27 protein-coding genes are annotated in these 22,906 nt (G+C 62.9%); 22 read left to right on the forward strand and 5 right to left on the reverse strand.

Annotation, left to right across the window (positions count from 1 at the left end; all coding sequences use genetic code 11):
- Nucleotides 1-5: 5 nt before the first annotated feature.
- From ACN8M7_RS09415 to hemN, 12 genes are all read left to right on the forward strand, one after another.
- On the forward strand, nucleotides 6-182 hold the full coding sequence (locus tag ACN8M7_RS09415) for a cbb3-type cytochrome oxidase subunit 3 (RefSeq protein ID WP_082768013.1): 177 nt from the start codon (nucleotides 6-8) through the stop codon (nucleotides 180-182).
- On the forward strand, nucleotides 179-1,105 hold the full coding sequence (gene ccoP / locus ACN8M7_RS09420) for a cytochrome-c oxidase, cbb3-type subunit III (protein ID WP_490260574.1): 927 nt from the start codon (nucleotides 179-181) through the stop codon (nucleotides 1,103-1,105). The genes ACN8M7_RS09415 and ccoP (ACN8M7_RS09420) overlap by 4 nt, the downstream gene beginning before the upstream one ends.
- Nucleotides 1,106-1,445: 340 nt before the next feature.
- Nucleotides 1,446-2,888, forward strand: a complete 1,443-nt coding sequence (gene ccoN, locus ACN8M7_RS09425) for a cytochrome-c oxidase, cbb3-type subunit I (RefSeq protein WP_490260575.1) — start codon at nucleotides 1,446-1,448, stop codon at nucleotides 2,886-2,888.
- Nucleotides 2,888-3,496 carry a cytochrome-c oxidase, cbb3-type subunit II gene (ccoO, locus tag ACN8M7_RS09430; protein WP_061239117.1) on the forward strand — a complete coding sequence of 203 codons (609 nt, stop codon included), beginning with the start codon at nucleotides 2,888-2,890 and terminating at the stop codon, nucleotides 3,494-3,496. Before ccoN ends, ccoO begins: the two co-directional genes overlap by 1 nt.
- A 6-nt stretch (nucleotides 3,497-3,502) precedes the next feature.
- On the forward strand, nucleotides 3,503-3,691 hold the full coding sequence (locus tag ACN8M7_RS09435) for a cbb3-type cytochrome oxidase subunit 3 (RefSeq protein WP_061239116.1): 189 nt from the start codon (nucleotides 3,503-3,505) through the stop codon (nucleotides 3,689-3,691).
- Nucleotides 3,688-4,683: a cytochrome-c oxidase, cbb3-type subunit III gene (gene ccoP / locus ACN8M7_RS09440; protein WP_061239115.1), complete on the forward strand. Its 996-nt coding sequence runs from the start codon at nucleotides 3,688-3,690 to the stop codon at nucleotides 4,681-4,683. The genes ACN8M7_RS09435 and ccoP (ACN8M7_RS09440) overlap by 4 nt, the downstream gene beginning before the upstream one ends.
- A gap of 160 nt (nucleotides 4,684-4,843) precedes the next feature.
- Nucleotides 4,844-6,256, forward strand: a complete 1,413-nt coding sequence (gene ccoG / locus ACN8M7_RS09445) for a cytochrome c oxidase accessory protein CcoG (protein ID WP_061239114.1) — start codon at nucleotides 4,844-4,846, stop codon at nucleotides 6,254-6,256.
- A gap of 13 nt (nucleotides 6,257-6,269) precedes the next feature.
- A complete protein-coding gene (locus ACN8M7_RS09450; RefSeq protein WP_061239113.1) occupies nucleotides 6,270-6,788 on the forward strand; it encodes a FixH family protein in 519 nt (172 codons plus the stop codon).
- Between the two features lie 8 nt (nucleotides 6,789-6,796).
- Nucleotides 6,797-9,193 (forward strand): heavy metal translocating P-type ATPase, encoded by a 2,397-nt coding sequence (locus ACN8M7_RS09455; RefSeq protein WP_490260576.1) that lies wholly within the window; start codon nucleotides 6,797-6,799, stop codon nucleotides 9,191-9,193.
- 80 nt (nucleotides 9,194-9,273) lie between these two features.
- Nucleotides 9,274-9,480, forward strand: a complete 207-nt coding sequence (gene ccoS, locus ACN8M7_RS09460; RefSeq protein ID WP_061239111.1) for a cbb3-type cytochrome oxidase assembly protein CcoS — start codon at nucleotides 9,274-9,276, stop codon at nucleotides 9,478-9,480.
- A complete protein-coding gene (locus tag ACN8M7_RS09465; protein WP_061239110.1) occupies nucleotides 9,473-10,156 on the forward strand; it encodes a sulfite exporter TauE/SafE family protein in 684 nt (227 codons plus the stop codon). Before ccoS ends, ACN8M7_RS09465 begins: the two co-directional genes overlap by 8 nt.
- Before the next feature lie 79 nt (nucleotides 10,157-10,235).
- Nucleotides 10,236-11,618: an oxygen-independent coproporphyrinogen III oxidase gene (hemN, locus tag ACN8M7_RS09470; RefSeq protein WP_490260577.1), complete on the forward strand. Its 1,383-nt coding sequence runs from the start codon at nucleotides 10,236-10,238 to the stop codon at nucleotides 11,616-11,618.
- Nucleotides 11,619-11,669: 51 nt separating this feature from the next.
- Here the strand turns inward: hemN and ACN8M7_RS09475 are convergent, their stop codons facing one another.
- Nucleotides 11,670-12,113 carry a hypothetical protein gene (locus ACN8M7_RS09475; protein ID WP_490260578.1) on the reverse strand — a complete coding sequence of 148 codons (444 nt, stop codon included), beginning with the start codon at nucleotides 12,111-12,113 and terminating at the stop codon, nucleotides 11,670-11,672.
- A gap of 155 nt (nucleotides 12,114-12,268) precedes the next feature.
- Between ACN8M7_RS09475 and fnr the strand changes: the two genes are divergently transcribed.
- The 4 genes from fnr to ACN8M7_RS09495 all read left to right on the forward strand — a co-directional run bounded on the left by fnr (nucleotide 12,269) and on the right by ACN8M7_RS09495 (nucleotide 15,562).
- Nucleotides 12,269-13,003: a fumarate/nitrate reduction transcriptional regulator Fnr gene (gene fnr, locus ACN8M7_RS09480; RefSeq protein WP_061239107.1), complete on the forward strand. Its 735-nt coding sequence runs from the start codon at nucleotides 12,269-12,271 to the stop codon at nucleotides 13,001-13,003.
- 42 nt (nucleotides 13,004-13,045) lie between these two features.
- The gene (locus tag ACN8M7_RS09485) at nucleotides 13,046-13,594 is read left to right on the forward strand and encodes an adenine phosphoribosyltransferase (protein ID WP_061239106.1); all 549 of its coding nucleotides are present in this window, start codon (nucleotides 13,046-13,048) and stop codon (nucleotides 13,592-13,594) included.
- A gap of 90 nt (nucleotides 13,595-13,684) precedes the next feature.
- The gene (locus ACN8M7_RS09490) at nucleotides 13,685-14,500 is read left to right on the forward strand and encodes an ion transporter (RefSeq protein ID WP_490260579.1); all 816 of its coding nucleotides are present in this window, start codon (nucleotides 13,685-13,687) and stop codon (nucleotides 14,498-14,500) included.
- A gap of 225 nt (nucleotides 14,501-14,725) precedes the next feature.
- A complete protein-coding gene (locus ACN8M7_RS09495; RefSeq protein ID WP_490260580.1) occupies nucleotides 14,726-15,562 on the forward strand; it encodes a metal-dependent hydrolase in 837 nt (278 codons plus the stop codon).
- A 149-nt stretch (nucleotides 15,563-15,711) separates the two neighbouring features.
- Here the strand turns inward: ACN8M7_RS09495 and ACN8M7_RS09500 are convergent, their stop codons facing one another.
- The gene (locus ACN8M7_RS09500) at nucleotides 15,712-16,419 is read right to left on the reverse strand and encodes a TetR family transcriptional regulator (protein ID WP_490260581.1); all 708 of its coding nucleotides are present in this window, start codon (nucleotides 16,417-16,419) and stop codon (nucleotides 15,712-15,714) included.
- Nucleotides 16,420-16,535: 116 nt separating this feature from the next.
- On the opposite strand from ACN8M7_RS09500, the gene ACN8M7_RS09505 reads away from it, so the two are divergent.
- The 3 genes from ACN8M7_RS09505 to ACN8M7_RS09515 all read left to right on the forward strand — a co-directional run bounded on the left by ACN8M7_RS09505 (nucleotide 16,536) and on the right by ACN8M7_RS09515 (nucleotide 19,420).
- Nucleotides 16,536-18,089 (forward strand): flavin-containing monooxygenase, encoded by a 1,554-nt coding sequence (locus tag ACN8M7_RS09505; RefSeq protein ID WP_490260582.1) that lies wholly within the window; start codon nucleotides 16,536-16,538, stop codon nucleotides 18,087-18,089.
- Nucleotides 18,086-18,973: an SDR family NAD(P)-dependent oxidoreductase gene (locus ACN8M7_RS09510; protein ID WP_490260583.1), complete on the forward strand. Its 888-nt coding sequence runs from the start codon at nucleotides 18,086-18,088 to the stop codon at nucleotides 18,971-18,973. Before ACN8M7_RS09505 ends, ACN8M7_RS09510 begins: the two co-directional genes overlap by 4 nt.
- A 198-nt stretch (nucleotides 18,974-19,171) precedes the next feature.
- On the forward strand, nucleotides 19,172-19,420 hold the full coding sequence (locus ACN8M7_RS09515) for a hypothetical protein (RefSeq protein WP_061239100.1): 249 nt from the start codon (nucleotides 19,172-19,174) through the stop codon (nucleotides 19,418-19,420).
- Nucleotides 19,421-19,523: 103 nt separating this feature from the next.
- Here the strand turns inward: ACN8M7_RS09515 and ACN8M7_RS09520 are convergent, their stop codons facing one another.
- The 3 genes from ACN8M7_RS09520 to ACN8M7_RS09530 form a co-directional block, all read right to left on the reverse strand.
- Nucleotides 19,524-19,739, reverse strand: coding sequence for a DUF3820 family protein (locus ACN8M7_RS09520; protein ID WP_061239099.1), 216 nt, complete (start codon nucleotides 19,737-19,739; stop codon nucleotides 19,524-19,526).
- A gap of 68 nt (nucleotides 19,740-19,807) precedes the next feature.
- Nucleotides 19,808-20,401, reverse strand: a complete 594-nt coding sequence (locus ACN8M7_RS09525; protein WP_490260584.1) for a 2-hydroxychromene-2-carboxylate isomerase — start codon at nucleotides 20,399-20,401, stop codon at nucleotides 19,808-19,810.
- 43 nt (nucleotides 20,402-20,444) lie between these two features.
- Nucleotides 20,445-21,176 carry an SDR family oxidoreductase gene (locus ACN8M7_RS09530; protein WP_490260585.1) on the reverse strand — a complete coding sequence of 244 codons (732 nt, stop codon included), beginning with the start codon at nucleotides 21,174-21,176 and terminating at the stop codon, nucleotides 20,445-20,447.
- An 89-nt stretch (nucleotides 21,177-21,265) separates the two neighbouring features.
- Between ACN8M7_RS09530 and ACN8M7_RS09535 the strand changes: the two genes are divergently transcribed.
- Genes ACN8M7_RS09535 through ACN8M7_RS09545 form a run of 3 tightly spaced genes read left to right on the forward strand, consistent with a single transcriptional unit; the run spans nucleotide 21,266 to nucleotide 22,881 of the window.
- Nucleotides 21,266-21,832 (forward strand): TetR/AcrR family transcriptional regulator, encoded by a 567-nt coding sequence (locus ACN8M7_RS09535; RefSeq protein ID WP_490260586.1) that lies wholly within the window; start codon nucleotides 21,266-21,268, stop codon nucleotides 21,830-21,832.
- A 48-nt stretch (nucleotides 21,833-21,880) separates the two neighbouring features.
- Entirely contained in the window at nucleotides 21,881-22,531 is a 651-nt protein-coding gene (locus ACN8M7_RS09540; RefSeq protein WP_490260587.1) for a YceH family protein, read from the forward strand.
- Nucleotides 22,532-22,563: 32 nt separating this feature from the next.
- A complete protein-coding gene (locus tag ACN8M7_RS09545) occupies nucleotides 22,564-22,881 on the forward strand; it encodes an I78 family peptidase inhibitor (RefSeq protein ID WP_490260746.1) in 318 nt (105 codons plus the stop codon).
- Nucleotides 22,882-22,906: the final 25 nt, after the last annotated feature.

Below are 22,906 nucleotides of genomic sequence, written 5' to 3' on the forward strand. Positions count from 1 at the left end.
GGGCCATGTTCGAGTTCATCGATGTGGGTACGTTGCGCGGCCTGGGTACCGCACTGGTACTGATCGCCTTCACCGCAGTCACCTTCTGGGCCTATAGCGGCGACCGCCGCGACGAGTTCAACGCAGCGGCCAACCTGCCGTTCGCCGACGACGAGCCCGATGTCTGGAGTAATGAAGCATGACAGCCTTCTGGAGCATATACATCACCCTGCTCACCGTCGGCACGATGGTCGCGCTGTTCTGGCTGATCTTCGCCACCCGCAAGAGCGAGGTGCACAAGAGCCCGACCGAACAGACCATGGGCCACTCGTTCGACGGCATCGAGGAGTATGACAACCCGCTGCCCAAGTGGTGGTTCATGCTGTTCCTCGGCACCCTGGTGTTCGGTGCGGCCTATCTGCTGCTCTACCCGGGCCTGGGCAATTTCAAGGGCCTGCTGCCCGGCTATGAGGATGGCTGGACGCAGGTCAATCAGTGGCAACGCGAGATGAATCGTGCCGATGAGCAATATGGCCCGATCTTCGCCAAATATGCCGCCATGCCCATCGAGGAAGTGGCCAAGGACGATCGCGCGCTGAAAATGGGCGGGCGCCTGTTCGCGTCCAACTGCGCGGTCTGCCACGGCTCCGATGCCAAGGGCAGCTACGGCTTCCCCAACCTGGCCGATAGCAGCTGGCGCTGGGGTGGCGAGCCGGAGACCATCAAGACCACCATCATGCATGGCCGTATGGGTATGATGCCGGCACAGGGCCCGATGATCGGCGAAGATGGCGTACGCAATGTCGCCGCCTACGTCCTCACCGAACTGGGCGGCCGCGAGCTGCCGGAGGATGCGCACGCCGACATCGCGGCCGGCAAGCAGATCTTCGCCACCATCTGCTCCGCTTGCCATACACCAGCCGGCACCGGCACCCCGGCGATGGGCGCACCGAACCTGACTCAACCCAGCGCGTTCATCTACGGCAGCAGCTTCGCTCAGCTGCAGCAGACCATCCGTTATGGTCGCAGCGGCAACATGCCAGCCCAGGGTGACTTCCTCGGCAATGACAAAGCCCACCTGCTGGCAGCCTACGTGCTCAAGCTGAGCCAGGGCGAGCACAAGTAACCCGCTTTACCGGCGACCGAAGCACGGTCGCCGGCTCCCTCCTTATATATGCGACCCAGTGTCGCACCTGCCGACCAATAGCCCTGCAATTTCCTTGACCTGGGCTAAGCTGCCTTTCAGTCGCCATCTGTCACAACTCCAAGGCGATCCTTTCTTAGCGCTGCGCAAACAGGTTGCGCCAAAAGCTGCCAGAGCTGATTCAGGTGCGCCTCGAACACCCGCTAAACGGCTCTGAAACCCTATTCGTGTCGGCACCTTGCGTTGCAATGGCTACTTGCTTTCTCCATACTTGCCGCCGATTTTTGCCCCATAAAAATCCATTAACCGTGGAACCCCTAGCATGAGCACAGCAATCAGTCAGACTGCTTATAACTATAAGGTGGTCCGCCAGTTCGCCATTATGACGGTGATCTGGGGGGTCATTGGGATGGGTCTAGGCGTGTTCATCGCCGCACAACTCGTGTGGCCAGAACTCAACCTGGGCCTGCCGTGGACGAGCTTCGGCCGTCTGCGCCCGCTGCACACCAACGCGGTGATTTTCGCCTTTGGCGGATGCGCACTGTTCGCGACCTCGTATTACGTGGTCCAGCGCACCTGTCAGACGCGCCTGGTCTCCGACGGTCTGGCTGCCTTCACCTTCTGGGGTTGGCAAGCGGTCATCGTTCTTGCGGTGATCACCCTGCCAATGGGCTACACCAGCTCCAAGGAATACGCTGAGCTGGAATGGCCGATCGACATCCTTCTGGGCATCGTCTGGATCACCTACCTGGTGGTGTTCTTCGGCACCATCATGAAGCGCAAGACCAAGCACATTTATGTGGGCAACTGGTTCTTCGGTGCGTTCATCCTGGTGACCGCGATGCTGCACATCGTCAACAGCATGGAAGTACCGGTCAACCTGACCAAGTCCTACTCCATGTACGCTGGCGCGACTGACGCGATGATCCAGTGGTGGTACGGCCACAACGCCGTGGGCTTCTTCCTGACCACCGGCTTCCTGGGCATGATGTACTACTTCGTACCCAAGCAGGCCGAGCGTCCGATCTACTCCTACCGCCTGTCCATCGTCCACTTCTGGGCGCTGATCACCCTGTACATCTGGGCCGGTCCGCACCACCTGCACTACACCGCTCTGCCGGATTGGGCGCAGTCCCTGGGCATGGCGATGTCGGTCATCCTGCTGGCTCCGAGCTGGGGCGGCATGATCAACGGCATGATGAGCCTGTCCGGCGCCTGGCATAAGCTGCGTACCGACCCGATCCTGCGCTTTCTGGTGGTGTCTCTGGCCTTCTACGGCATGAGCACCTTCGAAGGCCCGATGATGGCCATCAAGACCGTCAACGCCCTGTCCCACTACACCGACTGGACCATCGGCCACGTGCACGCTGGCGCCCTCGGCTGGGTAGCGATGATCTCCATCGGTTCGCTGTACCACCTGCTGCCGAAAGTGTTCGGTCGCCAGCAGATGCACAGCATCGGCCTGATCAATACCCACTTCTGGCTGGCCACCATCGGCACCGTGCTGTACATCGCCTCGATGTGGGTCAACGGCATCACCCAGGGTCTGATGTGGCGTGCAGTCAACGAAGACGGCACCCTCACCTACTCCTTCGTCGAAGCCCTTGAAGCCAGCCATGCAGGTTATGTCGTACGCATGATCGGCGGCGCCTTCTTCGTGACCGGCATGCTGCTGATGGCCTACAACACCTTCCGCACCGTGCGTGCCGCCAAGCCGGCTGAATACGAAGCGGCTGCGCAGATTCCCGCCGGAGTAGCTCACTGATGAAACACGAAATCATCGAGAAGAATATCGGCCTGATGGCGCTGCTGATGGTGGTTGCCGTCAGCATCGGTGGCCTGACCCAGATCGTCCCGCTGTTCTTCCAGGACGTCACCAATGAACCGGTGGAAGGCCTCAAACCCTACACCGCGATGCAGCTGGAAGGCCGCGACATCTACATCCGCGAAGGCTGTGTCGGTTGCCACTCGCAGATGATCCGTCCGTTCCGCGCCGAAACCGAGCGCTACGGCCACTACTCCGTAGCCGGTGAAAGCGTCTGGGATCACCCCTTCCTGTGGGGCTCCAAGCGTACCGGCCCGGACCTGGCTCGCGTCGGCGGCCGCTACTCGGACGAGTGGCATCGCGCCCACCTGTACAACCCGCGCAACGTCGTGCCTGAGTCGAAGATGCCTGCCTACCCATGGCTGGTCGAGAACAAGCTCGATGGTCGCGACACCGCGAAGAAGATGGAAGTCATGCGTGGCTTCGGCATCCCCTACACCGACGAAGATATCGCCGGTGCTCGCGATGCAGTGAAAGGCAATACCGAAATGGATGCGCTGGTTGCGTACCTCCAGGTTCTCGGTACTTCCATCAAGAACAAACGGTAAGACGCTATGGACATCGGGATGATTCGCGGCATCGGCACGGCGGTGGTTTTCATCGCCTTCATCAGCGTGGTGCTCTGGGCTTACAGCAGCAAGCGCAAATCGAGCTTCGACGAAGCCGCCAACCTGCCCTTCGCCGACGAAGCCGAGCCCGAGTCCAAGCGCGATCAAGACTCTTCCAGGAGCAATAACCAATGACCACGTTCTGGAGTTGGTACGTAACCATTCTGTCTCTGGGCACCATCTTCGCCCTGACCTGGCTGATCTTCGGCACCCGCAAGGGCCAGCGCCAGGAAACCACCGAAGAAACCGTCGGCCACAGCTTCGACGGCATCGAGGAGTATGACAACCCGCTGCCCAAGTGGTGGTTCATGCTGTTCGTAGCAACCATCATCTTCGCCCTCGGCTACCTCGTCCTGTACCCGGGCCTGGGTAACTGGAAAGGTCTACTGCCGGGCTACGACTACGTCGATAGCGAGAGCAAGACCCCCTTCGCGGCTGGCGTGCAGATCGCTGATGGTTCCATGCGTCACTCCGGCTGGACCGGCGTGCACCAGTGGGAAAAAGAGATGGCGCGCGCCGATGAGCAATACGGCCCGCTGTTCGCCAAATATGCCGCCATGCCGATCGAGGAAGTGGCCAAGGACGAGCAAGCCCTGAAAATGGGTGGCCGTCTGTTCGCCTCCAACTGCTCCGTGTGCCACGGTTCCGATGCCAAGGGCAGCTACGGCTTCCCCAATCTGACCGACAACGAGTGGCGCTGGGGCGGCGAGCCGGAAACCATCAAGACCACCATCCTCCACGGTCGTGAAGGCGCCATGCCGGCCCAAGGCCCGGCCATCGGTGAAGACGGCGTGCGCAACGTTGCCGCCTACGTCCTCACTCAACTGGCTGGCCGTCAACTGCCGGAAGGCACCGAAGCCGACATCGAAGCGGGCCAGAAGGTCTTCGCCGGTACCTGCTTCGCCTGCCACGGCGCCGACGGCAAGGGCACCCCTGCCATGGGCGCACCGAACCTGACCAACCCGGCAGCGTTCATCTACGGCAGCAGCTACGCGCAACTGCAGCAGACCATCCGCTACGGTCGTCACGGCAAGATGCCGGCCCAGGAAGCATTCCTCGGCAACGACAAGGTGCACCTGCTGGCCGCTTACGTCTACAGCCTGTCGCACAAGGCGCAAGAGCAGTAAGCACAGACGACTCTTTTGACAAGGGTCAATGAACGCCCGGGTCGCGACTGCTGGTCGCACCCGGGCGTTGTCTTTCAGGCGTACCATATAATCATCGTGAACTGACCCTGACCGGCATGTATCGGCCCGGGCTGCCAACCAACCGCCGTGGTATGCATTGATGAGCGAACAGATTCCCGTCCAGGACGTCACCCCTCCTTCTGCCAAGAATGCCAGCGTCGATCTCTACGCCAGTCGCGAGAAGATCTACACCCGCGCGTTCACCGGCCTGTTTCGTAATCTTCGACTCGCTGGCGGCGCCCTCCTCTTCGTGCTGTTCTTCGGCACCGTATGGATCAACTGGAACGGTCATCAGGCCGTCTGGTGGAACCTTCCCGAACGCAAATTCCACATCTTCAGCGCCACCTACTGGCCGCAGGACTTCATGCTGCTGTCCTGGCTGCTGATCATCTGCGCCTTCGGCCTGTTCTTCATCACCGTGTTCGCCGGCCGCGTCTGGTGCGGTTACACCTGCCCGCAGAGCGTGTTCACCTGGGTATTCATGTGGGCGGAGAAAGTCACCGAAGGTGACCGCAACCAGCGCATGAAGCTGGACAAGCAGCCCATGAGCGGCAAGAAATTCGGCCGTAAGCTGGCCAAGCACGGCATCTGGGTGGGCGTGTCACTGCTGACCGCGATCACCTTCGTTGGCTACTTCACGCCGATTCGCGATCTGGTCATCGAGATCTTCACCGGCCAAGCCAGCGGCTGGGCCTATTTCTGGACCGGCTTCTTCACCCTTGCCACCTACGGCAACGCCGGCTATCTGCGCGAGCAGGTGTGCATCTACATGTGCCCCTATGCCCGCTTCCAGAGCGTGATGTTCGACCAGGACACCCTGATCGTTTCCTACGATCCACGCCGTGGCGAATCACGCGGCCCGCGCAAGAAGGACGCCGACTACAAGGCCCAGGGCCTCGGCGACTGCATCGACTGCAAGATGTGCGTACAGGTCTGCCCCACCGGCATCGACATCCGTGACGGCCTGCAGATCGAGTGCATCGGCTGCGCAGCCTGCATCGACGCCTGCGACGACATCATGGACAAGATGAACTACCCCAAGGGGCTGATCAGCTACACCACTGAACACAACCTGTCTGGTCGACAGACCCACCTGCTGCGTCCGCGCCTGATCGGGTACGCTGTCGCGCTGGCGGCAATGATGGGCCTGTTCGCCTGGGCCGTGGCCAATCGCCCGCTGGTGGAATTGGACGTACTCAAGGACCGCGTGCTGTTCCGCGAGAACGAGCGCGGCCATATCGAGAACGTCTACACCCTGAAGATCATGAACAAAGCGCAGCGCGACATGACCTACCTGATCAGTGCCGACGGCCTCGACGGACTGGTCTACGAAGGCAAGCGCGAAGTACGAGCCCTGGCTGGCGAGGTGTATTCCTTCCCGGTCGAGCTGTCCATCGCCCCCGAGAAGCTGCCGTCGAGCGCCAACAACATCGTCTTCCACGTACAATCCGCGGATGACCCCAGTATCAAGAACGACGCCGACAGCCGCTTCATCGGCCCGAGCGTCCGCTGACAACGGAAAGCGCATGACCGAGCAAACACCATCGCCAGTCAAACCCTGGTACAAGCAGTTCTGGCCCTGGTTCATCCTGTTTCTGCTGGGCTACTCGGTGGTGCAGGGCCTGACCCTGCTCACCATCGCCACCAAGAATCCCCCAGGGCTGATCTCCGACGACTACTACGACGTCGGCAAGGGCATCAACCAGTCACTGGAGCGCGAGAAGCTGGCCGAACGCTTGCAACTGCACGGCGAGCTAGTGCTGGACAACGCCACCGGTGTCGCCACCCTGTCGCTGCTGGGCAACAGCAAACCGCAGCAGATCGTTCTCAACCTGATCTCACCGACCCAGCCGGAACGTGACCGCCGGGTGATCCTGCAGCCGGCCGATAACGATACTTACCGCGGGCAAATGGTCGATGAAGTCAGCGGCCGCCGCTTCGTCGAGTTGCTCGGTCAGGAAGGTAGCCAGCACTGGCGCCTGTTCGAGGAAGAGAACATCGCAGATGGCCAGACCATCATGATCGGTGACAATCCCTCCTACTGACGCTGCCAATGCCCGCCCCTACTCCCTGCTATCACTGTGGTCTGCCGGTACCTGCCGGCAGCCAGTTCCGTGCCGATGTGCTCGGTCAGACCCGCGAGATGTGCTGCCCCGGTTGCCAGGCCGTGGCCGAAGCCATCGTCGCCGGAGGCCTGGAGCACTATTACAGTCATCGCAGCGAGAACGCCGCCAACCCACAGGCGTTGCCGGCAGCCCTGCCTGACGAACTGGCGCTTTACGACCGCAGCGACGTGCAGCAGCCCTTCGTCCAGCACGAGGGCGAACTGAGCGAAACCCAATTGCTGATCGAGGGCATCAGCTGCGCCGCCTGCGGCTGGCTGATCGAGAAGCACCTGCGCGGTGTACCGGGTGTGGCCGAAGCGTACCTGAACCTGTCCAACCATCGCTTGCAGGTGCGCTGGCAGGACAGCCAGATCCCCCTGAGCCAGCTGCTCGCCGAACTGCGCCGCATCGGCTACGCCGCTCACCCCTGGCGCGCCGACGAAGCGGCCGAACGCCTGACCGCGGAAAACCGTCGACGCATGCGCGAGCTGGGCGTGGCCGGGCTGCTGTGGATGCAGGTGATGATGGCGACCATGGCCACCTGGCCGGAATTCAACATCGACCTGTCGCCGGAACTGGACAAGATCCTGCGCTGGACCAGCCTGTTCCTCACCACGCCTATCGTCTTCTATTGCTGCGGCCAGTTCTTCCGTGGCGCCCTGCGCGACCTGCGCACCCGGCACCTGACCATGGACGTATCGGTGTCGCTGGCCATCGGCGGCGCCTACGTGGCCGGGATCTGGTCGACCATCACCGGCCAGGGCGAACTGTATTTCGACGCCGTGGGCATGTTCGCCCTGTTCCTGCTCGCCGGGCGCTATCTGGAACGCCGTGCGCGAGAGCGCACCGCCGCCGCGACCGCGCAGCTGGTGAAACTGCTGCCGGCGTCCTGCCTGCGCCTGGACGACAACGGCCAGAGCCAGCGCATCCTCCTCAGCGAGCTGCGTGAAGGCGAGCAGGTGCTGGTGCAACCCGGTTCGCTGATTCCCGCCGACGGCCGCATCCTCGCTGGCCAGTCCAGCGTCGATGAATCGCTGCTGACCGGCGAGTACCTGCCACTGCCGCGCGGCATCGGTGACAGCGTCACCGCCGGCACGCTGAACGTCGAAGGTCCGCTGACCGTGGAGGTTCAGGCACTCGGCGATGCCACACGGCTATCGGCCATCGTGCGCCTGCTGGAACGCGCCCAGAGCGAGAAGCCGCGCCTGGCGGAAATCGCCGACCGCGTTTCGCAGTGGTTCCTGCTGTTCATCCTGGTGGCGGCTGCCGTGGTCGGTTTCGCCTGGTGGGAGATCGACTCCAGCCGCGCTTTCTGGGTCGTGCTCGCCCTGCTCGTGGCCACCTGCCCCTGCGCCCTGGCCCTGGCCACCCCTACCGCCCTCACCACCGCCACCGGCACCCTGCACAAGCTGGGCATGCTGCTGACCCGTGGCCACGTGCTCGAAGGCCTCAACCAGATCGACACCCTGGTGCTGGACAAGACCGGTACGCTGACCGAGGGCCGCCTCACGCTCAAGGCCATTCATCCACTGCGCGACCTCGACGAGGGCGACTGCCTGGCGCTGGCTGCCGCACTGGAGAACCGCTCGGAACACCCTATCGCCCGCGCCTTCAGCCAGGCGCCGCGCGCGGCGGAATGCGTCGACAGCCACCCGGGGCAAGGCCTGCAAGGCCGGGTCGACGAGCGCCTGCTGCGAATTGGTGAAGCCAGCTTCGTCTGCGCCCTGAGCAACCATGCCGTCCCCCCGATTGCCAGCGAGCACGGCCAGTGGCTGCTGCTCGGCGATGAACAGGGGCCGCTGGCCTGGTTCGTCCTCGATGACCGCCTGCGCGAAGACGCTGCCGAGCTGATTGCAGCGGCCCGTGCCCGCGGCTGGGCCATTCACCTGCTCTCCGGCGACAGCTCGCCAATGGTCGGCGAAGTTGCCCGTCAGCTGGGTATCGAAGATGCCCGAGGCGGCCTGACCCCGGACGCCAAGCTGGCCGTCCTCAAACAACTGCACGGGGCAGGACGTCGCGTGCTGATGCTCGGCGACGGCGTCAATGACGTCCCCGTACTGGCCGCCGCCGACATCAGCGTGGCCATGGGCTCGGCCTCCGACCTGGCGAAAACCAGCGCCGATGCCGTGCTACTGTCGAACCGCCTGAGCAGCCTGGTCGACGGATTGAAACTGGCCAAGCGCACGCGTCGCATCATCATCGAAAACCTTGCCTGGGCAACGCTGTACAATGGCCTGGTGCTGCCCTTCGCCGCCCTGGGCTGGATCACCCCCATCTGGGCGGCGGTAGGCATGTCCCTCAGCTCGCTGCTGGTGGTACTCAACGCCCTGCGACTAAGTCGGTAGTCGGCTGCTGCACTGCCCTCGGCTAACGGATCGCCGCCGGTATGCCCACCACTGCCCCAGACTCGATCCCCGGAGACCGCATGTCCGCCCTCTACATCCTGATCCCCGTCGCCATCGGCCTGGTCGGTTTCGCCATCTGGCTGTTCTTCTGGGCGGTGGACAGCGGCCAGTACGACGATCTGGACGGGCCGGCACACAGCATCCTCTTCGACGACGAGGATCCGCTGCACAAGGCCGGTGTCGAGCAGGCCCAGGAGCACAACAAGCAGGACAAACCTGATGCTTGAGCTGGCGCCGCTGCTGGTGTCCGCAGTGATTCTCGGCCTGCTCGGCGGCGGTCATTGCCTGGGTATGTGCGGCGGCCTGATGGGCGCCCTGACCCTGGCGATTCCACCGGAACAACGCGGCAAACGCCTGCAACTGCTGCTGGCCTACAACCTCGGCCGCGTCTTCAGCTACGCCCTGGCGGGCTTCGCCCTCGGCCTGGCCGGCTGGGCCGTTGCCGGGAGCAAAGCCGAGGTGCTCATGCGCACGCTGGCCGCCTTGCTGCTGATTGCCATGGGCCTTTATCTGGCGGGCTGGTGGAGCGGTCTGACGCGTATCGAAGCGCTGGGCCGCGGCCTATGGAGACATATCCAGCCCCTGACTCGGCGCTTCATGCCCGTGAGCAGCGTGCCACGTGCCCTGGTGCTCGGCGGATTGTGGGGCTGGCTGCCATGTGGGCTGGTCTACAGCACGCTGCTGTGGGCCTCCAGCCAGGGCAGTGCCGTCAATAGCGCCCTGCTGATGCTGGCGTTTGGCCTGGGTACCTGGCCGGTACTTCTGGCCACCGGGCTGGCCGCCGAGCGCATGACTGCCCTGCTGCGCAAGCGCGGCACTCGCATGGCTGGCGGCCTGCTGGTCATCCTGTTCGGTATCTGGACCCTGCCCGGGCCCCACCAGCACTGGCTGATGGGTCACTGACGCGCCCTTGATTCAAGTCAAGGCCGCAGGCCACGTGCATCCCTAGACTGGCCACAAAGCCTGTCCAGGATTATTTCCCATGCTCGACACCATCCAGTGGGACGCCGACCTGATCCGCCGCTACGATCTCGCCGGCCCGCGCTACACCTCCTACCCGACTGCCGTGCAGTTTCATGACGACATCGGCCCGTTCGATCTGCTGCATGCCCTGCGTGACAGCCGCAAGGCCAAACGGCCACTGTCGCTATACGTGCACGTGCCGTTCTGCGCCCACATCTGCTACTACTGCGCCTGCAACAAGGTCATCACCAAGGACCGCGGCCGCGCCCTGCCCTACCTGGAGAAGCTCGAGCGGGAAATCGAGATCATCAGCCGCTACATCGACCGCAACCAGCCAATCGAGCAGTTGCATTTCGGTGGTGGCACACCGACCTTCCTCAGCCACGATGAACTGCGTCGGCTGATGCAGCACCTGCGCCAGCATTTCAAGCTGCTGGACGACGACTCTGGCGACTACAGCATCGAGATCGACCCGCGCGAAGCCGACTGGTCGACCATGGGCCTGTTGCGTGAGCTGGGCTTCAATCGCGTCAGCCTCGGCGTACAGGACCTCGACCCCGAGGTACAGCGCGCGGTCAACCGCTTGCAGACCCTGGAAGAAACCCGCGCCATCGTCGAGGCCGCTCGCACCCTGCAGTTCCGCTCGGTGAACATCGACCTGATCTACGGCCTGCCCAAACAGACGCCGGAACGCTTCGCCCGCACCGTGGCCGAGATCATCGCCCTGCAGCCGGATCGCCTGTCGCTGTTCAACTACGCGCACTTGCCGGAACGCTTCATGCCGCAACGGCGTATCAGCGCCGATGATCTGCCGACTCCGGCAGACAAACTGAGCATGCTGCAGAGCAGCATCGAGCAACTGACCCGCGCCGGGTATCGCTACATCGGCATGGACCATTTCGCCCTGCCCGACGATGAACTGGCCATTGCCCAGGAAGAAGGCACCCTGCAACGCAACTTCCAGGGCTACACCACCCACGGCCATTGCGACCTGATCGGCCTGGGCGTCTCCGCCATCAGCCAGGTCGGCGATCTGTACAGCCAGAACGACAGCGATATCACCAGCTATCAGCAGACCCTGGGCAACGGCCAGTTGGCAACGCGCCGCGGCTTGCACTGCAATGCCGACGACCGCCTGCGCCGCGCCGTGATCCAGCAGTTGATCTGTCATTTCGAACTGCGCTTCGCCGACATCGAGCGCGCGCATGGCGTGGTGCTGCGCGATTACTTTGCCGCCCTCTGGCCCGAACTCGAGCAACTCGCCCGTGACGGCCTGATCGTGCTCGACGAACAGGGCATCCAGGTGCGCCCGGCCGGGCGCCTGCTGGTGCGCTCGCTGTGCATGCTGTTCGACCGTTATCTCAACGATCAGGTACGCCAGCGCTTCTCTCGGGTGATCTGAAAAAACGGGCGTCGCCGCCGGCGGCGGGAAACCCCGCCGCCGGGCGACGCCTCACCCCATAGCCAGCGTGGCAGCGGTCTGCATCTGCTCACTCGACAGACCGTTCTCGCGCATTACTTTGATCAGGTTGGCATTGGCCGAGCTCAGTGCGCTGTTGAGCGACGCAAGCTCGGTTTGCAGCCCTTCCAGCTGCTGGCGCTTGGTTTCCGCATCGAGACTCTGATCGCTCATGATCGCCTCGACCTGCGCCTGTTTCTCGACGATCTGCGCACGCAGTTCACGGATCATCTTGAGCAGGTCCTTGATCGCCTGAGGCAAATCGCTGTTGTCGATGTCCTCGTTCTTTTCAGGCTTGGCCGACATGCTCTTGCCCAGTTCGGAGAGGCTCACTCGCAACCCCTCGCGCACCTCCTCCGGGCTCCGCTCACCTGCGGTAAATTGTCGCTGAACGCCCTGAACCAGATTATTCAGTGGCCCCGTGGATGGTATGCGCATCGCGCTGCTCCCTGCTTTGGACTATGGTTCTACCTTCTTGATCGGCACCTCAAGGCCAAACTTGAGCATTCGGTCAGTCCTGATATGGCTGGCCGCCACCCGAGCCCTGCGGTACCCTTACGAACATTGCGTGTATATCCCCGGGAAGCCCAACGATGTCCGAGAGCATCAAGCTGCACAAGCAGCATCAAGCCCATTGCAAGGATTGCAGCCTGGCTGCCCTGTGCCTGCCCATCTCCCTGAACATGGAGGACATGGACGCGCTTGACGACATCGTCAAACGCGGTCGCCCGCTGAAAAAGGGCGAGTTCCTGTTCCGTCAGGGCGATACCTTCGGCTCGGTGTTCGCCGTACGCTCCGGCGCGCTGAAGACCTTCAGCCTCAGCGATGGTGGGGAGGAACAGATCACCGGTTTCCACCTGCCCAGCGAACTGGTCGGCCTGTCTGGTGTGGACGGCGAGCGCTACCCGGTTTCCGCGCAGGCGCTGGAGACCACCTCGGTCTGCGAAATCCCCTTCGAGCGTCTCGACGATCTGGCCCTGCAGCTGCCACAGCTGCGTCGCCAGTTGATGCGCATCATGAGCCGCGAGATCCGCGACGATCAACAGATGATGCTGCTGTTGTCGAAGAAGACCGCCGACGAACGCATCGCCACCTTCCTGGTCAACCTCTCCGCCCGCTTCCGCGCACGCGGCTTCTCGGCCAACCAGTTCCGCCTGGCCATGTCGCGCAACGAAATTGGTAACTATTTGGGCCTTGCGGTAGAGACGGTGTCTCGCGTATTTACCCGTTTCCAACAGAACAAACTGCTCGAAGCCGAAGGCAAGGAAGTGCACATTCTCGACCCGATCGAGCTATGCGCCCTGGCCGGCGGCAATCTCGACGTTTGAGTTCGCAGGTCATTCGCGGGCTCAATGCATTAGGACCCCACGATGATCTTTGACGAATTCAGCATCAAGACCCTGATCCGCCCGGTACCGGACTTCCCCAAACCGGGCGTCATCTTTCGCGACATCACCCCGTTGTTCCAGTCACCGCGCGCCTTGCGCATGGTCGCCGACAGTTTCATCCAGCGTTACGTGGAAGCCGAGTTCAGCCATATCGGTGCCATGGACGCACGCGGTTTTCTCATCGGCTCGATCATCGCCTATGAACTGAACAAGCCCCTGGTGCTGTTCCGCAAGCAGGGCAAGCTGCCGGCGGACGTCCTCAGCGAGGGCTACCAGACCGAGTACGGCGAAGCCTTTCTCGAAGTCCACAGCGACAGCCTCTGCGAAGGCGACTCGGTACTGATCTTCGATGACCTGATCGCCACCGGCGGTACCCTGATCGCCGCAGCCAATCTGGTTCGGCGCATGCGCGCGAGCATCTTCGAGGCAGCCGCGATCATCGACCTGCCGGAGCTGGGCGGCTCGCAGAAACTGCAGGACGCCGGCATCCCCACCTTCACCCTGACCGCCTTCGCCCTCGACGATCGCTGAGCAGACACGCCCGCCGACCGGTCAGCCGCAGGCGGGCTCCTGATTCAGCCGGGCGCGCCCGGCATCACCGACAAGCGTAAATCAGACCCCATGCAAGAACTCCAACTGAACCCATCCAGCGATTGGCGTCAGCGCCTGGGCGCCGTCATGGACGGCACGTCCGTACAACGCCTGATCACCCTGCTGATCATCGTCAACGCCGCCATTCTCGGGCTGCAGACCTCACCCGCGATCATGAACGAATGGGGCAAGCCGCTGCTGCTGCTGGACGGTCTGATCCTCGCCTGCTTCGTGATCGAATTGGCGCTGCGCTTCACCGCGCGAGGCGTCAGCCTGCTGCGCGACCCCTGGGCCATATTCGACTGCGTGGTCGTCGGCATCGCCCTGGTACCGGCCAGCGGCCCATTCGCCGTGCTGCGTGCGTTGCGCGTGCTGCGTGTCCTGCGGCTGGTGTCGATCAACCCGAGCATGCGCAAGGTGGTGCAGGCGCTGCTCGCCTCGCTGCCAGGCATGGGCAGCATCGTCATGCTGATGGGGCTGGTGTTCTACGTCGCCGCGGTGATGGCCACCCAGCTGTTCGGCGCGAGCTTTCCAGAGTGGTTCGGTAACATCGGCGCCAGCCTGTACACCCTGTTCCAGGTGATGACACTGGAAAGCTGGTCGATGGGCATCGTGCGTCCGGTGATGGAGCAGCATCCGCTGGCCTGGCTGTTCTTCGTGCCCTACATCCTCATCGCCACCTTCATGATGCTCAACCTGTTCATCGCGGTCATCGTCAACGCGATGCAGAGTACCCACGAGCCCAACGCCGAGGAACTGGCCGCCGCCGCACGCGAACAGGCGATTCTCGACGAGCTGCGTGCACTGCGCAGCGAAGTGGCCGAACTCCGCCGCAGCGCGCCGTAAACCCCGCCACTGACCCAGCCCGTAGCCTCTAGCGCTGCGGGTTGTCGCCCTCCCCCCAACAACACCCGCCTTAAGTTGGCAGCGCACAACGCGCTCACGTCCGATAGTTACATCGTTCAATGACACAGTTGGTCTGTCGAGATTAGCCACCCACGACCCCGAATGCTGTCAGCCGGAGTCGCACAACAATCGGGAGCACCAACTCCCCAGAAGAGGACTCGAACGATGAGCGCCAGCGCCACCCTGCCCCAGCCGAAATCCAGCTTTCCGGTCCGCCGCATGGACTTCAGTTTCAGCGAGACACCAAAATACTGGTTCTACGACGACCCCTTCATGAGCCAGTTCATGAACAACCTGTCGTCGCTGTTTCCCTACGGCGAGAAGTTCTTCGTCGACAGCGTGCGCGCCGTACGTGACCAAGTCACCGAGCCGCAACTGAAGAAGGACATCAGCGCCTTCATCGGCCAGGAAGCCATGCACTCCAAGGAGCACGCGGCGTACAACGACTACGCCAATGCCCACGATATCGATCTGGAACGCCTGGAGCTGCGGATCAAGGTGCTGCTGGAATGGACGACTCGCTTCAGCACCAAGAAGCACCGCCTGGCGGCCACCTGTGCCCTCGAGCACTTCACCGCGACCATGGCCGAGCAACTGCTCAAGCGCGAAGACCTCACCACGCAGATGAACGACCCCAAGCTGTATCAGCTGTGGATGTGGCACGCGATCGAGGAGAACGAGCACAAGGCCGTCTGCTATGACGTCTACCAGCAGGTCTACGGCGGCTACTTCACCCGTGTGCTGGTGATGATGCTGACCACCCTGATGTTTCTCGGCGTGATCGGCTGGTTCCAGATCCATCTGCTGCGCAAGGATGGCCAGCTGTTCAACTGGCGCAGCTGGGGCTTCGGTCTGAAGAAGCTGTTCGGCCCGCGCAACGGTTTCTTCACCAAGCTGATCGGCCCGTATCTGGATTACTACCGCCCGGGCTTCCATCCCAAGGACCACGATACCGAGACGCTGGAAAACCGCTGGCGCGAGCGCCTCGGCTTCAGCAACTGATCTCAGGGCGGCGCAAGCCGCCCTTTTCGCTCAAGTAGATTGCCCAGATGCAACTGTAGGAACGGCTTCAGCCGCGAAAGGCATCGCGGCTGAAGCCGTTCCTACACAAGCGCCCATGCCTGCACATCCCGCAGCACCGCAAGACGCCCTCAGCCCAACCGCAGCTGCCCCATGCTCTGCAGCACGCTGGCACCGGTGAAGAGCATGACGATCTGCTCCTCGGCCAGTGCACAGATCGCCTCGCGCCGCTGTGGCTGGCCGATGTAGTCCAGCGACTGCTCGAACAGGCTGCGGCTGATCAGCCCTGAAACCTGGCGCACCGCAGCCGCGCTGACGATGCCCGGCAACAGCTTGAACTCGACGATGTCTGCGGCCATGTCATCGGCGAAATCGTCCATCACCTGGCGCAGGGCCTCGCGCAGCACCGGCGAGGCCCCATGCAGTTCGCGCACGCCGAGGATGAATGCTTCGGGGTGCTCGGCGACGAAGTCGAAGAACAGCTGCACCGTCTCATGGCAGACCCGCCGCCCACGCCCCAGGTCGATACCGAGCAACTTGGGCAGCATCGGCCCTTCATCCTTCACGGCACGCTGCGCAGCCTCGCGGCGCAGATCACGTAACGGCTGACGCAGCAAGGTGGTGATCTCGCCGATCACGGTCAGACCGAGGTCGTCGACATCACGGAAATGCCGGTAGAAGGTGTTGGGGTTGAGCCCGGCCTCGCGCGCCAACTCCCGCAATCCCAGGCTGCTGAGGCTGCGACTGGTTGAGGTGAGACGTAACGCCGCCTCCATCAACAGGCGCTTGCCAGGCGCTGAACCGGCCTTGTCGCGTACCTGCGCGTCGTCGTTTTGCATCCTTACCCCTACCTAAAGTTGGCTTGTTGATCGGGTGGCTTGCCGATGAGTATACACATGTCTACCTTGGTAGACAGATGTAGACACCTACAAGAACGACAAGCAGGAGTTCGGCCATGAATGCGCCCGTGTCACCCCCTACCGCTGCCCGCCATTGCAAGATCGCCATCCTCGGCAGCGGCTTTTCCGGCCTCGGCATGGCCATTCGTCTCAAGCAACAGGGCGAGCAGGACTTCCTGCTGTTCGAGAAAGAGGCAGGCGTCGGCGGCACCTGGCGGGTGAACAACTACCCGGGCTGCGGCTGCGACGTGCAATCGCACCTGTACTCCTTCTCCTTCGAGCCGAACCCGAACTGGACGCGCATGTTCGCCAAGCAACCGGAAATCAAGGCTTACCTGGAAGGTTGCTGGGAGAAGTACCGCCTGCAGGACAAGACCCTGCTGGGCACCGAAGTGGTACAGATACGCTGGGATGAGCACGCCGAGCTGTGGCACCTGCAGGACAGCGCTGGTAACCGCTACAGCGCGCAGTTCGTGGTCTCCGGCATGGGCGCCCTGTCCACGCCTTCGATCCCCAAGCTCAAGGGCCTGGAGAACTTCACTGGCGAGGTGTTCCATTCGCAGCAGTGGAATCACGACTATGACCTGAGCGGCAAACGCGTGGCCGTGATCGGCACCGGCGCCTCGGCCATTCAGTTCGTGCCGCAGATCCAGAAGCAGGTCGAGCATCTCGACCTCTACCAGCGCACCGCGCCGTGGATCATGCCCAAGCCGGATCGCGCCATTCGCGACGGCGAGCGCACCCGTTTCAAGCGTTTCCCGCTGGCGCAGAAACTCTGGCGCGGCGCGCTGTACGGCATCCTCGAAAGCCGGGTCATCGCCTTCGCCTTCGCCCCGCGCCTGCTGCGTATGGCTCAGGGCATCGCCAAGCAGCACATCAAGAAGCAGATCAAGGACCCGGTGCTGCGCGCCAAGGTGACCCCGGACTACACCATGGGCTGCAAGCGCGTGCTGATCTCCAACGATTACTACCCGGCGCTGACCCAGGCCAATGTCGAGGTGATCACCGATGGTGTCGCCGAGATCCTGCCACACGGCGTGCGCACAGCCGACGGTCAGCAGCGCGACGTCGACGCGATCATCTTCGGCACCGGCTTCACCCCCAGCGACCCGTTGCCGCGCGGCACCGTGTTCGGCCGTGGCGGCGTCGACCTGCTCGACACCTGGCCCGAAGGCCCGGAAGCCTACAAGGGCACCATGACCGCCGGCTTCCCCAACCTGTTCTTCCTCATGGGGCCGAATACCGGGCTGGGCCACAACTCCATGGTCTACATGATCGAGTCGCAGATCACCTACGTACTCGGTGCCCTCAAGCAGCTCGAAGAGGGCCGCCTGCAGAGCCTGGAGCCCAAGCGCGAGGCGCAGGACAGCTTCAACAGGAAGATCCAGGGCACCCTCGGCAACACCGTATGGAATGCCGGCGGCTGCATGAGCTGGTACCTGCACCCGGTCAGCGGGCGTAACTGTACGGTGTGGCCGGGCTTCACCTGGCGCTACCGGATGCTGACCCGCAATTTCGATTCGCACGCTTATCACTTCAGCCGCCAACACGCCGCTCACCCGGCACAGAGCAACGCCATCGCCCTCGATGTGCAGGAGGCCACCGCATGAAATCCTTCGAGAACAAAGTAGCCGCCATCACTGGCGCCGGCTCCGGTATCGGCCGCGCCCTCGCCTACCACCTGGCGCGCCAGGGCTGCCATCTGGCGCTGTCCGACGTCAATGTCGAGGGCCTCAAGGAAACCGCCGAACAGGCGCGCAAACTCGGCGTCACCGTCAGCCAGCAGCGTGTCGACGTCGCCGACCGCGCCGCCGTCGAGGCCTGGGCCGAGCAGGTCGTCAGCGAATTCGGCCGGGTCAATGCTATCTTCAACAATGCCGGCGTGGCTCAGGGCGGCACGGTCGAAGGCAACGACTACGCCGACTACGAGTGGATCATGAACATCAACTTCTGGGGTGTGGTCAACGGCACCAAGGCCTTCCTGCCCTACCTCAAGACCGCAGGCCAAGGCCACGTGATCAACGTGTCCAGCGTCTTCGGTCTGTTCTCCCAACCCGGCATGAGCGCCTACAACGCCAGCAAGTTCGCCGTGCGCGGTTTTACCGAGTCGCTGCGCCAGGAACTGGACATGGCCGCGTGCGGGGTTTCCGCCAGTTGCGTACACCCCGGCGGTATTCGCACCAACATCGCCAAGACCGCACGGATGAACGACAGCCTGGCCAAGGTCACCGGCCAGGCCGCCGAGCAGGCACGCCAGCAATTCAACGACCAGTTGCTACGTACCACGCCAGAGCAGGCGGCCAAGGTCATCGTAGGTGGCGTGCTGGCCAACAAGCGACGCATCCTCATCGGCGCTGACGCTCGCACCCTGGACTGGATGCAGCGCAGCATGCCGGCGCTGTATCAACGCCTGGTGACCCTGTCCATGCGCCTGGCCGCCCGCTTTGCCGCAAAGCCAAGAAGCACCGACAAGGTACGTGAAGCGACCGAGTGAAATAGCAGCGGGCGCCCCACAGAGCCGGCGATTGCCGGCTCTGTGCGTTCGTCGGGCAACGCTCACAGTTACAGCATCTGGACTAAGGTAAGGGGACAGACGCACCACTCATCCACACGGCGCCGCTACCGGCTCCCAGCTGGAACCTCGCTGTAGCGTCGACACCGAGGGCGGCGCCTCGATCTACGAGGTGGCCTCATGAGCGCGCTTACCTGCACCCACCGCGACCACACTATCCACGCCAGTGTCATGGAACACCCAGGTTTGCCGACACCCTGGGCTGGCGGTTGCCAAATCACCGACCCTGCCGGCAATACCAGCAAACGGCAGACACTGCCGCTGGATTACGCCTTCATGGATGATTTGACCAAGGCCCAGCACGCCTCCATCGCCCACGGTAAGTGGCTGGTGGACCAGAAGCTGGATCATGGGCGCAACTGGCACTGACGTGAGGGCATTGCCATAGGCTGTCGCGGGGCTGCCAATGCTGTGCGCACCGCAACTCTGCACAGACATGGCCGGTGCGCGCGGCATCCCCGACAAGCCGCGCTTACGTACCCTTGCGCAGCGGATCGAGCAGCGGCTTGAGACCGTTGTGGTCGATCTCCTGCATCAGCGCCAGCAGCTGACCCAGTTCTCCCTTGGGGAATCCCTCGCGGGCGAACCAGTTGAGGTAGTGCCCCGGCAGATCGGCAATCAGCCGATCCTTGTACTTGCCATAAGGCATGCGGCGGGTCACCAGGAGTTTCAGCGCTTCGGGGTTCATCGGGTGCTCGAACGGCCGGACAATAATCCGGCCATTGTGCCAGGCATAGGGCTCGGAACGGAAAGCGCCTAGGCGCGAAGAGCTTCGCGAACGAAATCCAGGCGATCCTGGCCAAAGAACATCGCGTCACCGACGAAGCAGGTCGGCGCGCCGAATACACCGCGCTTGACGGCCTCCTCGGTGGCGGCCTTGAGCGCATCCTTGACCGCTGCTTCAGCGATCTGCGCCTGCAGCTGCGCCGTGTCGAAACCGGCCGCCACCAGCACGCCAGCCACCTTGGCCGGATCGCCCATGTTCACCCCATCGACCCAGATCGCCCGAAACAGCGCCTGCAAAACATCATCGAAGCGTTCCGGCTGATGCAGCTGCACGGCTACCAGCAAGCGCATCAGCGTCAGGGTATTGATCGGAAAATGCGGGTTGAAGCGCATCGGTACGCCGTAGCGCTCGGCAAAACGCGCCAGGTCGCGAATCATGTAGCGGCCCTTGGCCGGAATCATCGCTGGTGAGGCATTGCCCGTCGCCTGGAATACAGCGCCAAGCAGCATCGGCCGATAAATCAATTCGGCACCGGCCTCGCGACACAGATCGGGCAGCTGGGTATGGGCCAGGTAGGAGGCCGGGCTGCCCAGGTCGAAGAAGAACTCCACCGTCTTGCTCATCAGTTTCACTCGCTCGCTAGGGGGATTGTGGGCTCAGCACAGATTACCAGCGCTCCATCCAGGGCCGCAGGTCCAGCTCGAAGGTCCAGGCATCGCGCGGCTGGCTGTGCAGGAACCAGTAGCTGTCAGCGATGTGCTCGGGGTCGAGGATGCCATCCTGATCCTTCCTGGCATAGACCTCAGGAAAGCTGTCACGGATGAACGCGGTATCGATGGCGCCATCCACCACCACATGGGCCACATGCACGTTCAACGGCCCCAGCTCTCGCGCCATGCTCTGCGCCAGCGCACGAATGCCATGCTTGGCACCGGCGAACGCGGCGAATCCGGCCGCGCCGCGTAAACCGGCAGTGGCGCCAGTGAACAGGATGCTGCCACGGCCACGGGCGACCATGCGCCTGGCCACGGCCTGACTGGTGAGAAAGCCGGAGAAGCAAGCCATCTCCCAGATCTTGAAGTACTTGCGTGCGGTCTCTTCGAGGATGCTGCATGGGACGTTGGCGCCGATATTGAACACCATCACCTCGATCGGCCCGATGTCACGCTCGATGTTCTCGACCAACTCAGCCACCTGCTCTTCGCGCCGCGCGTCGGACGCGAAACCGTGCGCCTCACCGCCCTCGTCGCGGATCTGCTCCAGCAATGGCTGCAGCTTGTCCAGGCTGCGCCGGGTGACGCAGGCGACATACCCCTCGCGGGCAAAACGTCGAGCGATGGCGCCGCCGGTGGCATCCCCGGCGCCAATGATCAAAGCGACTTTCTTGTTCTCGTTCATGGCTTTCTCCATTAGCTAACGACCGTTAGATTAACGAACGTTATGCTACGCTTTCGGGCAGGTCAATCCAGCCTAGAAGGGAGTCAAGCATGCGCTACAGCGCCGAACACAAGGCCGAAACCCGCGAACGCCTGCTCGCCAGCAGTGGCGCGCTGGCCAAGCAGCAAGGTTTTGCCGTAACGGGCGTGGATGCGCTGATGAAGACCATCGGCCTGACCGGCGCAGCGTTCTACAGCCACTTCCCGAGCAAGGACGACCTGTTCGCCGAACTGATCGAACGCGAGTTGCATAACAGCCTGAGCCGACTCGGTGGCGAAGCGGGTGATGCCGGACGCGAGAAACTGCAGCGCTGCCTGAACGCCTATCTCAGCCTGGCGCATGTCGAGCAACCGGACAAAGGCTGCGTACTGCCAACGCTGGGCGCGGAGATCGCCCGTGCCGATGAGCCGGTGCGGCTGCGTACCGAACAGCAGATTCTGCAATTGCAGAGCACCTGGGCCCAGATCATCGGCAACCCGCAAATGGCCTGGACCATACTCGCGCAATGCCTGGGCAGCCTGCTGCTGGCGCGCATGATGGCCAGTGATGAATCGCGCCGCCAGGTACTCGACGCCAGCCTGGACATGCTCGAACACACATTGAAGCCTGTCAGCTGAACGCGGATGCCGTTAACCTAGACAGGTTCTTTCTGCCAGGATCACCTCATGTCGCACGCCCCGTCCCCGCTGGTTGGTGAAACCCCACTGCACGCCGCCGAGGTGCGCATCCTCGGCTGCCTGATCGAGAAGCAACTGACCACCCCGGAAACCTATCCGCTGACGCTCAATGCGGTGCAACTGGCCTGCAACCAGAAGACCAGCCGCGAACCCTTGATGAATCTGGAAACCGGTGAAGTCGGGCGCTACCTGCGCAGCCTCGAAGGCCGCAAGCTGGTGCGTCTGGTGATGGGCAGCCGTGCCGATCGCTGGGAGCAGCGCTGCGACAAGCAACTGGAGCTGGTCAAGCCGCAGACGGTCTTGCTCGGCCTGCTTCTGCTGCGCGGCCCACAGACGCTCAATGAGCTGCTCACGCGCAGCAATCGCATGCATGATTTCGACGATGTCGCCGAGGTCCAGCACCAACTGGAGCGTCTGATCGGGCGTGGACTGGCCATGCTGCTGCCACGCCAGAGCGGTCAGCGCGAAGATCGCTACATGCATCTGCTCGGCGAACCTGCTGACCTGGAAAACATCCTGGCCAACCGCCCAGCTGCTCGCGCAGAGGCTGCGGCACCTAACGACGATCGACTGGTCGAACTGGAAGCGCGCATCGCAGCGCTGGAAGAACGCCTGGCGCGCCTAGAAGGCGCGCAATGAAAGCCACACCAATGGACAAGGAGCCCAACGCGTTGAACCTCAAGACTCGTTTCAGCCTGATACTCGCCGCCACAGTGCTCGCCGCCGGCTGCAGCAGCACTACCGAGAAACCAGCCTCCAGCACCGCACCGAGCGGCCCGACTCCGGACAGCTGCACCTCGTCCGCTGTCGAGCACTTCAAAGGCCAGAGCGCGACGCCCGAACTGCTCGAACAGGCGCGTCAGCAAGCCGGAGCCAGCACCGCCCGCATTCTCACGCCGAACAGCGTGGTGACCTTGGAATACAATGGTCAACGCCTTAACCTCAACGTCGACGACCAACGAGTGATCACCCGCGTATCCTGCGGCTGATGCCATCGGGGTGCGGGTCACGTCC

Source organism: Pseudomonas spartinae, from assembly GCF_965197125.1.
Lineage (GTDB): Bacteria > Pseudomonadota > Gammaproteobacteria > Pseudomonadales > Pseudomonadaceae > Aquipseudomonas > Aquipseudomonas composti_A.

Coding starts and splice junctions, on each gene's coding strand:
- ACN8M7_RS09415 (WP_082768013.1), top strand. CDS start 6: ATGTTCGAGTTCATCGATGTGGGTACGTTGCGCGGCCTGGGTACCGCA.
- ccoP (WP_490260574.1), top strand. CDS start 179: ATGACAGCCTTCTGGAGCATATACATCACCCTGCTCACCGTCGGCACG.
- ccoN (WP_490260575.1), top strand. CDS start 1,446: ATGAGCACAGCAATCAGTCAGACTGCTTATAACTATAAGGTGGTCCGC.
- ccoO (WP_061239117.1), top strand. CDS start 2,888: ATGAAACACGAAATCATCGAGAAGAATATCGGCCTGATGGCGCTGCTG.
- ACN8M7_RS09435 (WP_061239116.1), top strand. CDS start 3,503: ATGGACATCGGGATGATTCGCGGCATCGGCACGGCGGTGGTTTTCATC.
- ccoP (WP_061239115.1), top strand. CDS start 3,688: ATGACCACGTTCTGGAGTTGGTACGTAACCATTCTGTCTCTGGGCACC.
- ccoG (WP_061239114.1), top strand. CDS start 4,844: ATGAGCGAACAGATTCCCGTCCAGGACGTCACCCCTCCTTCTGCCAAG.
- ACN8M7_RS09450 (WP_061239113.1), top strand. CDS start 6,270: ATGACCGAGCAAACACCATCGCCAGTCAAACCCTGGTACAAGCAGTTC.
- ACN8M7_RS09455 (WP_490260576.1), top strand. CDS start 6,797: ATGCCCGCCCCTACTCCCTGCTATCACTGTGGTCTGCCGGTACCTGCC.
- ccoS (WP_061239111.1), top strand. CDS start 9,274: ATGTCCGCCCTCTACATCCTGATCCCCGTCGCCATCGGCCTGGTCGGT.
- ACN8M7_RS09465 (WP_061239110.1), top strand. CDS start 9,473: ATGCTTGAGCTGGCGCCGCTGCTGGTGTCCGCAGTGATTCTCGGCCTG.
- hemN (WP_490260577.1), top strand. CDS start 10,236: ATGCTCGACACCATCCAGTGGGACGCCGACCTGATCCGCCGCTACGAT.
- ACN8M7_RS09475 (WP_490260578.1), bottom strand. CDS start 12,113: ATGCGCATACCATCCACGGGGCCACTGAATAATCTGGTTCAGGGCGTT.
- fnr (WP_061239107.1), top strand. CDS start 12,269: ATGTCCGAGAGCATCAAGCTGCACAAGCAGCATCAAGCCCATTGCAAG.
- ACN8M7_RS09485 (WP_061239106.1), top strand. CDS start 13,046: ATGATCTTTGACGAATTCAGCATCAAGACCCTGATCCGCCCGGTACCG.
- ACN8M7_RS09490 (WP_490260579.1), top strand. CDS start 13,685: ATGCAAGAACTCCAACTGAACCCATCCAGCGATTGGCGTCAGCGCCTG.
- ACN8M7_RS09495 (WP_490260580.1), top strand. CDS start 14,726: ATGAGCGCCAGCGCCACCCTGCCCCAGCCGAAATCCAGCTTTCCGGTC.
- ACN8M7_RS09500 (WP_490260581.1), bottom strand. CDS start 16,419: ATGCAAAACGACGACGCGCAGGTACGCGACAAGGCCGGTTCAGCGCCT.
- ACN8M7_RS09505 (WP_490260582.1), top strand. CDS start 16,536: ATGAATGCGCCCGTGTCACCCCCTACCGCTGCCCGCCATTGCAAGATC.
- ACN8M7_RS09510 (WP_490260583.1), top strand. CDS start 18,086: ATGAAATCCTTCGAGAACAAAGTAGCCGCCATCACTGGCGCCGGCTCC.
- ACN8M7_RS09515 (WP_061239100.1), top strand. CDS start 19,172: ATGAGCGCGCTTACCTGCACCCACCGCGACCACACTATCCACGCCAGT.
- ACN8M7_RS09520 (WP_061239099.1), bottom strand. CDS start 19,739: ATGAACCCCGAAGCGCTGAAACTCCTGGTGACCCGCCGCATGCCTTAT.
- ACN8M7_RS09525 (WP_490260584.1), bottom strand. CDS start 20,401: ATGAGCAAGACGGTGGAGTTCTTCTTCGACCTGGGCAGCCCGGCCTCC.
- ACN8M7_RS09530 (WP_490260585.1), bottom strand. CDS start 21,176: ATGAACGAGAACAAGAAAGTCGCTTTGATCATTGGCGCCGGGGATGCC.
- ACN8M7_RS09535 (WP_490260586.1), top strand. CDS start 21,266: ATGCGCTACAGCGCCGAACACAAGGCCGAAACCCGCGAACGCCTGCTC.
- ACN8M7_RS09540 (WP_490260587.1), top strand. CDS start 21,881: ATGTCGCACGCCCCGTCCCCGCTGGTTGGTGAAACCCCACTGCACGCC.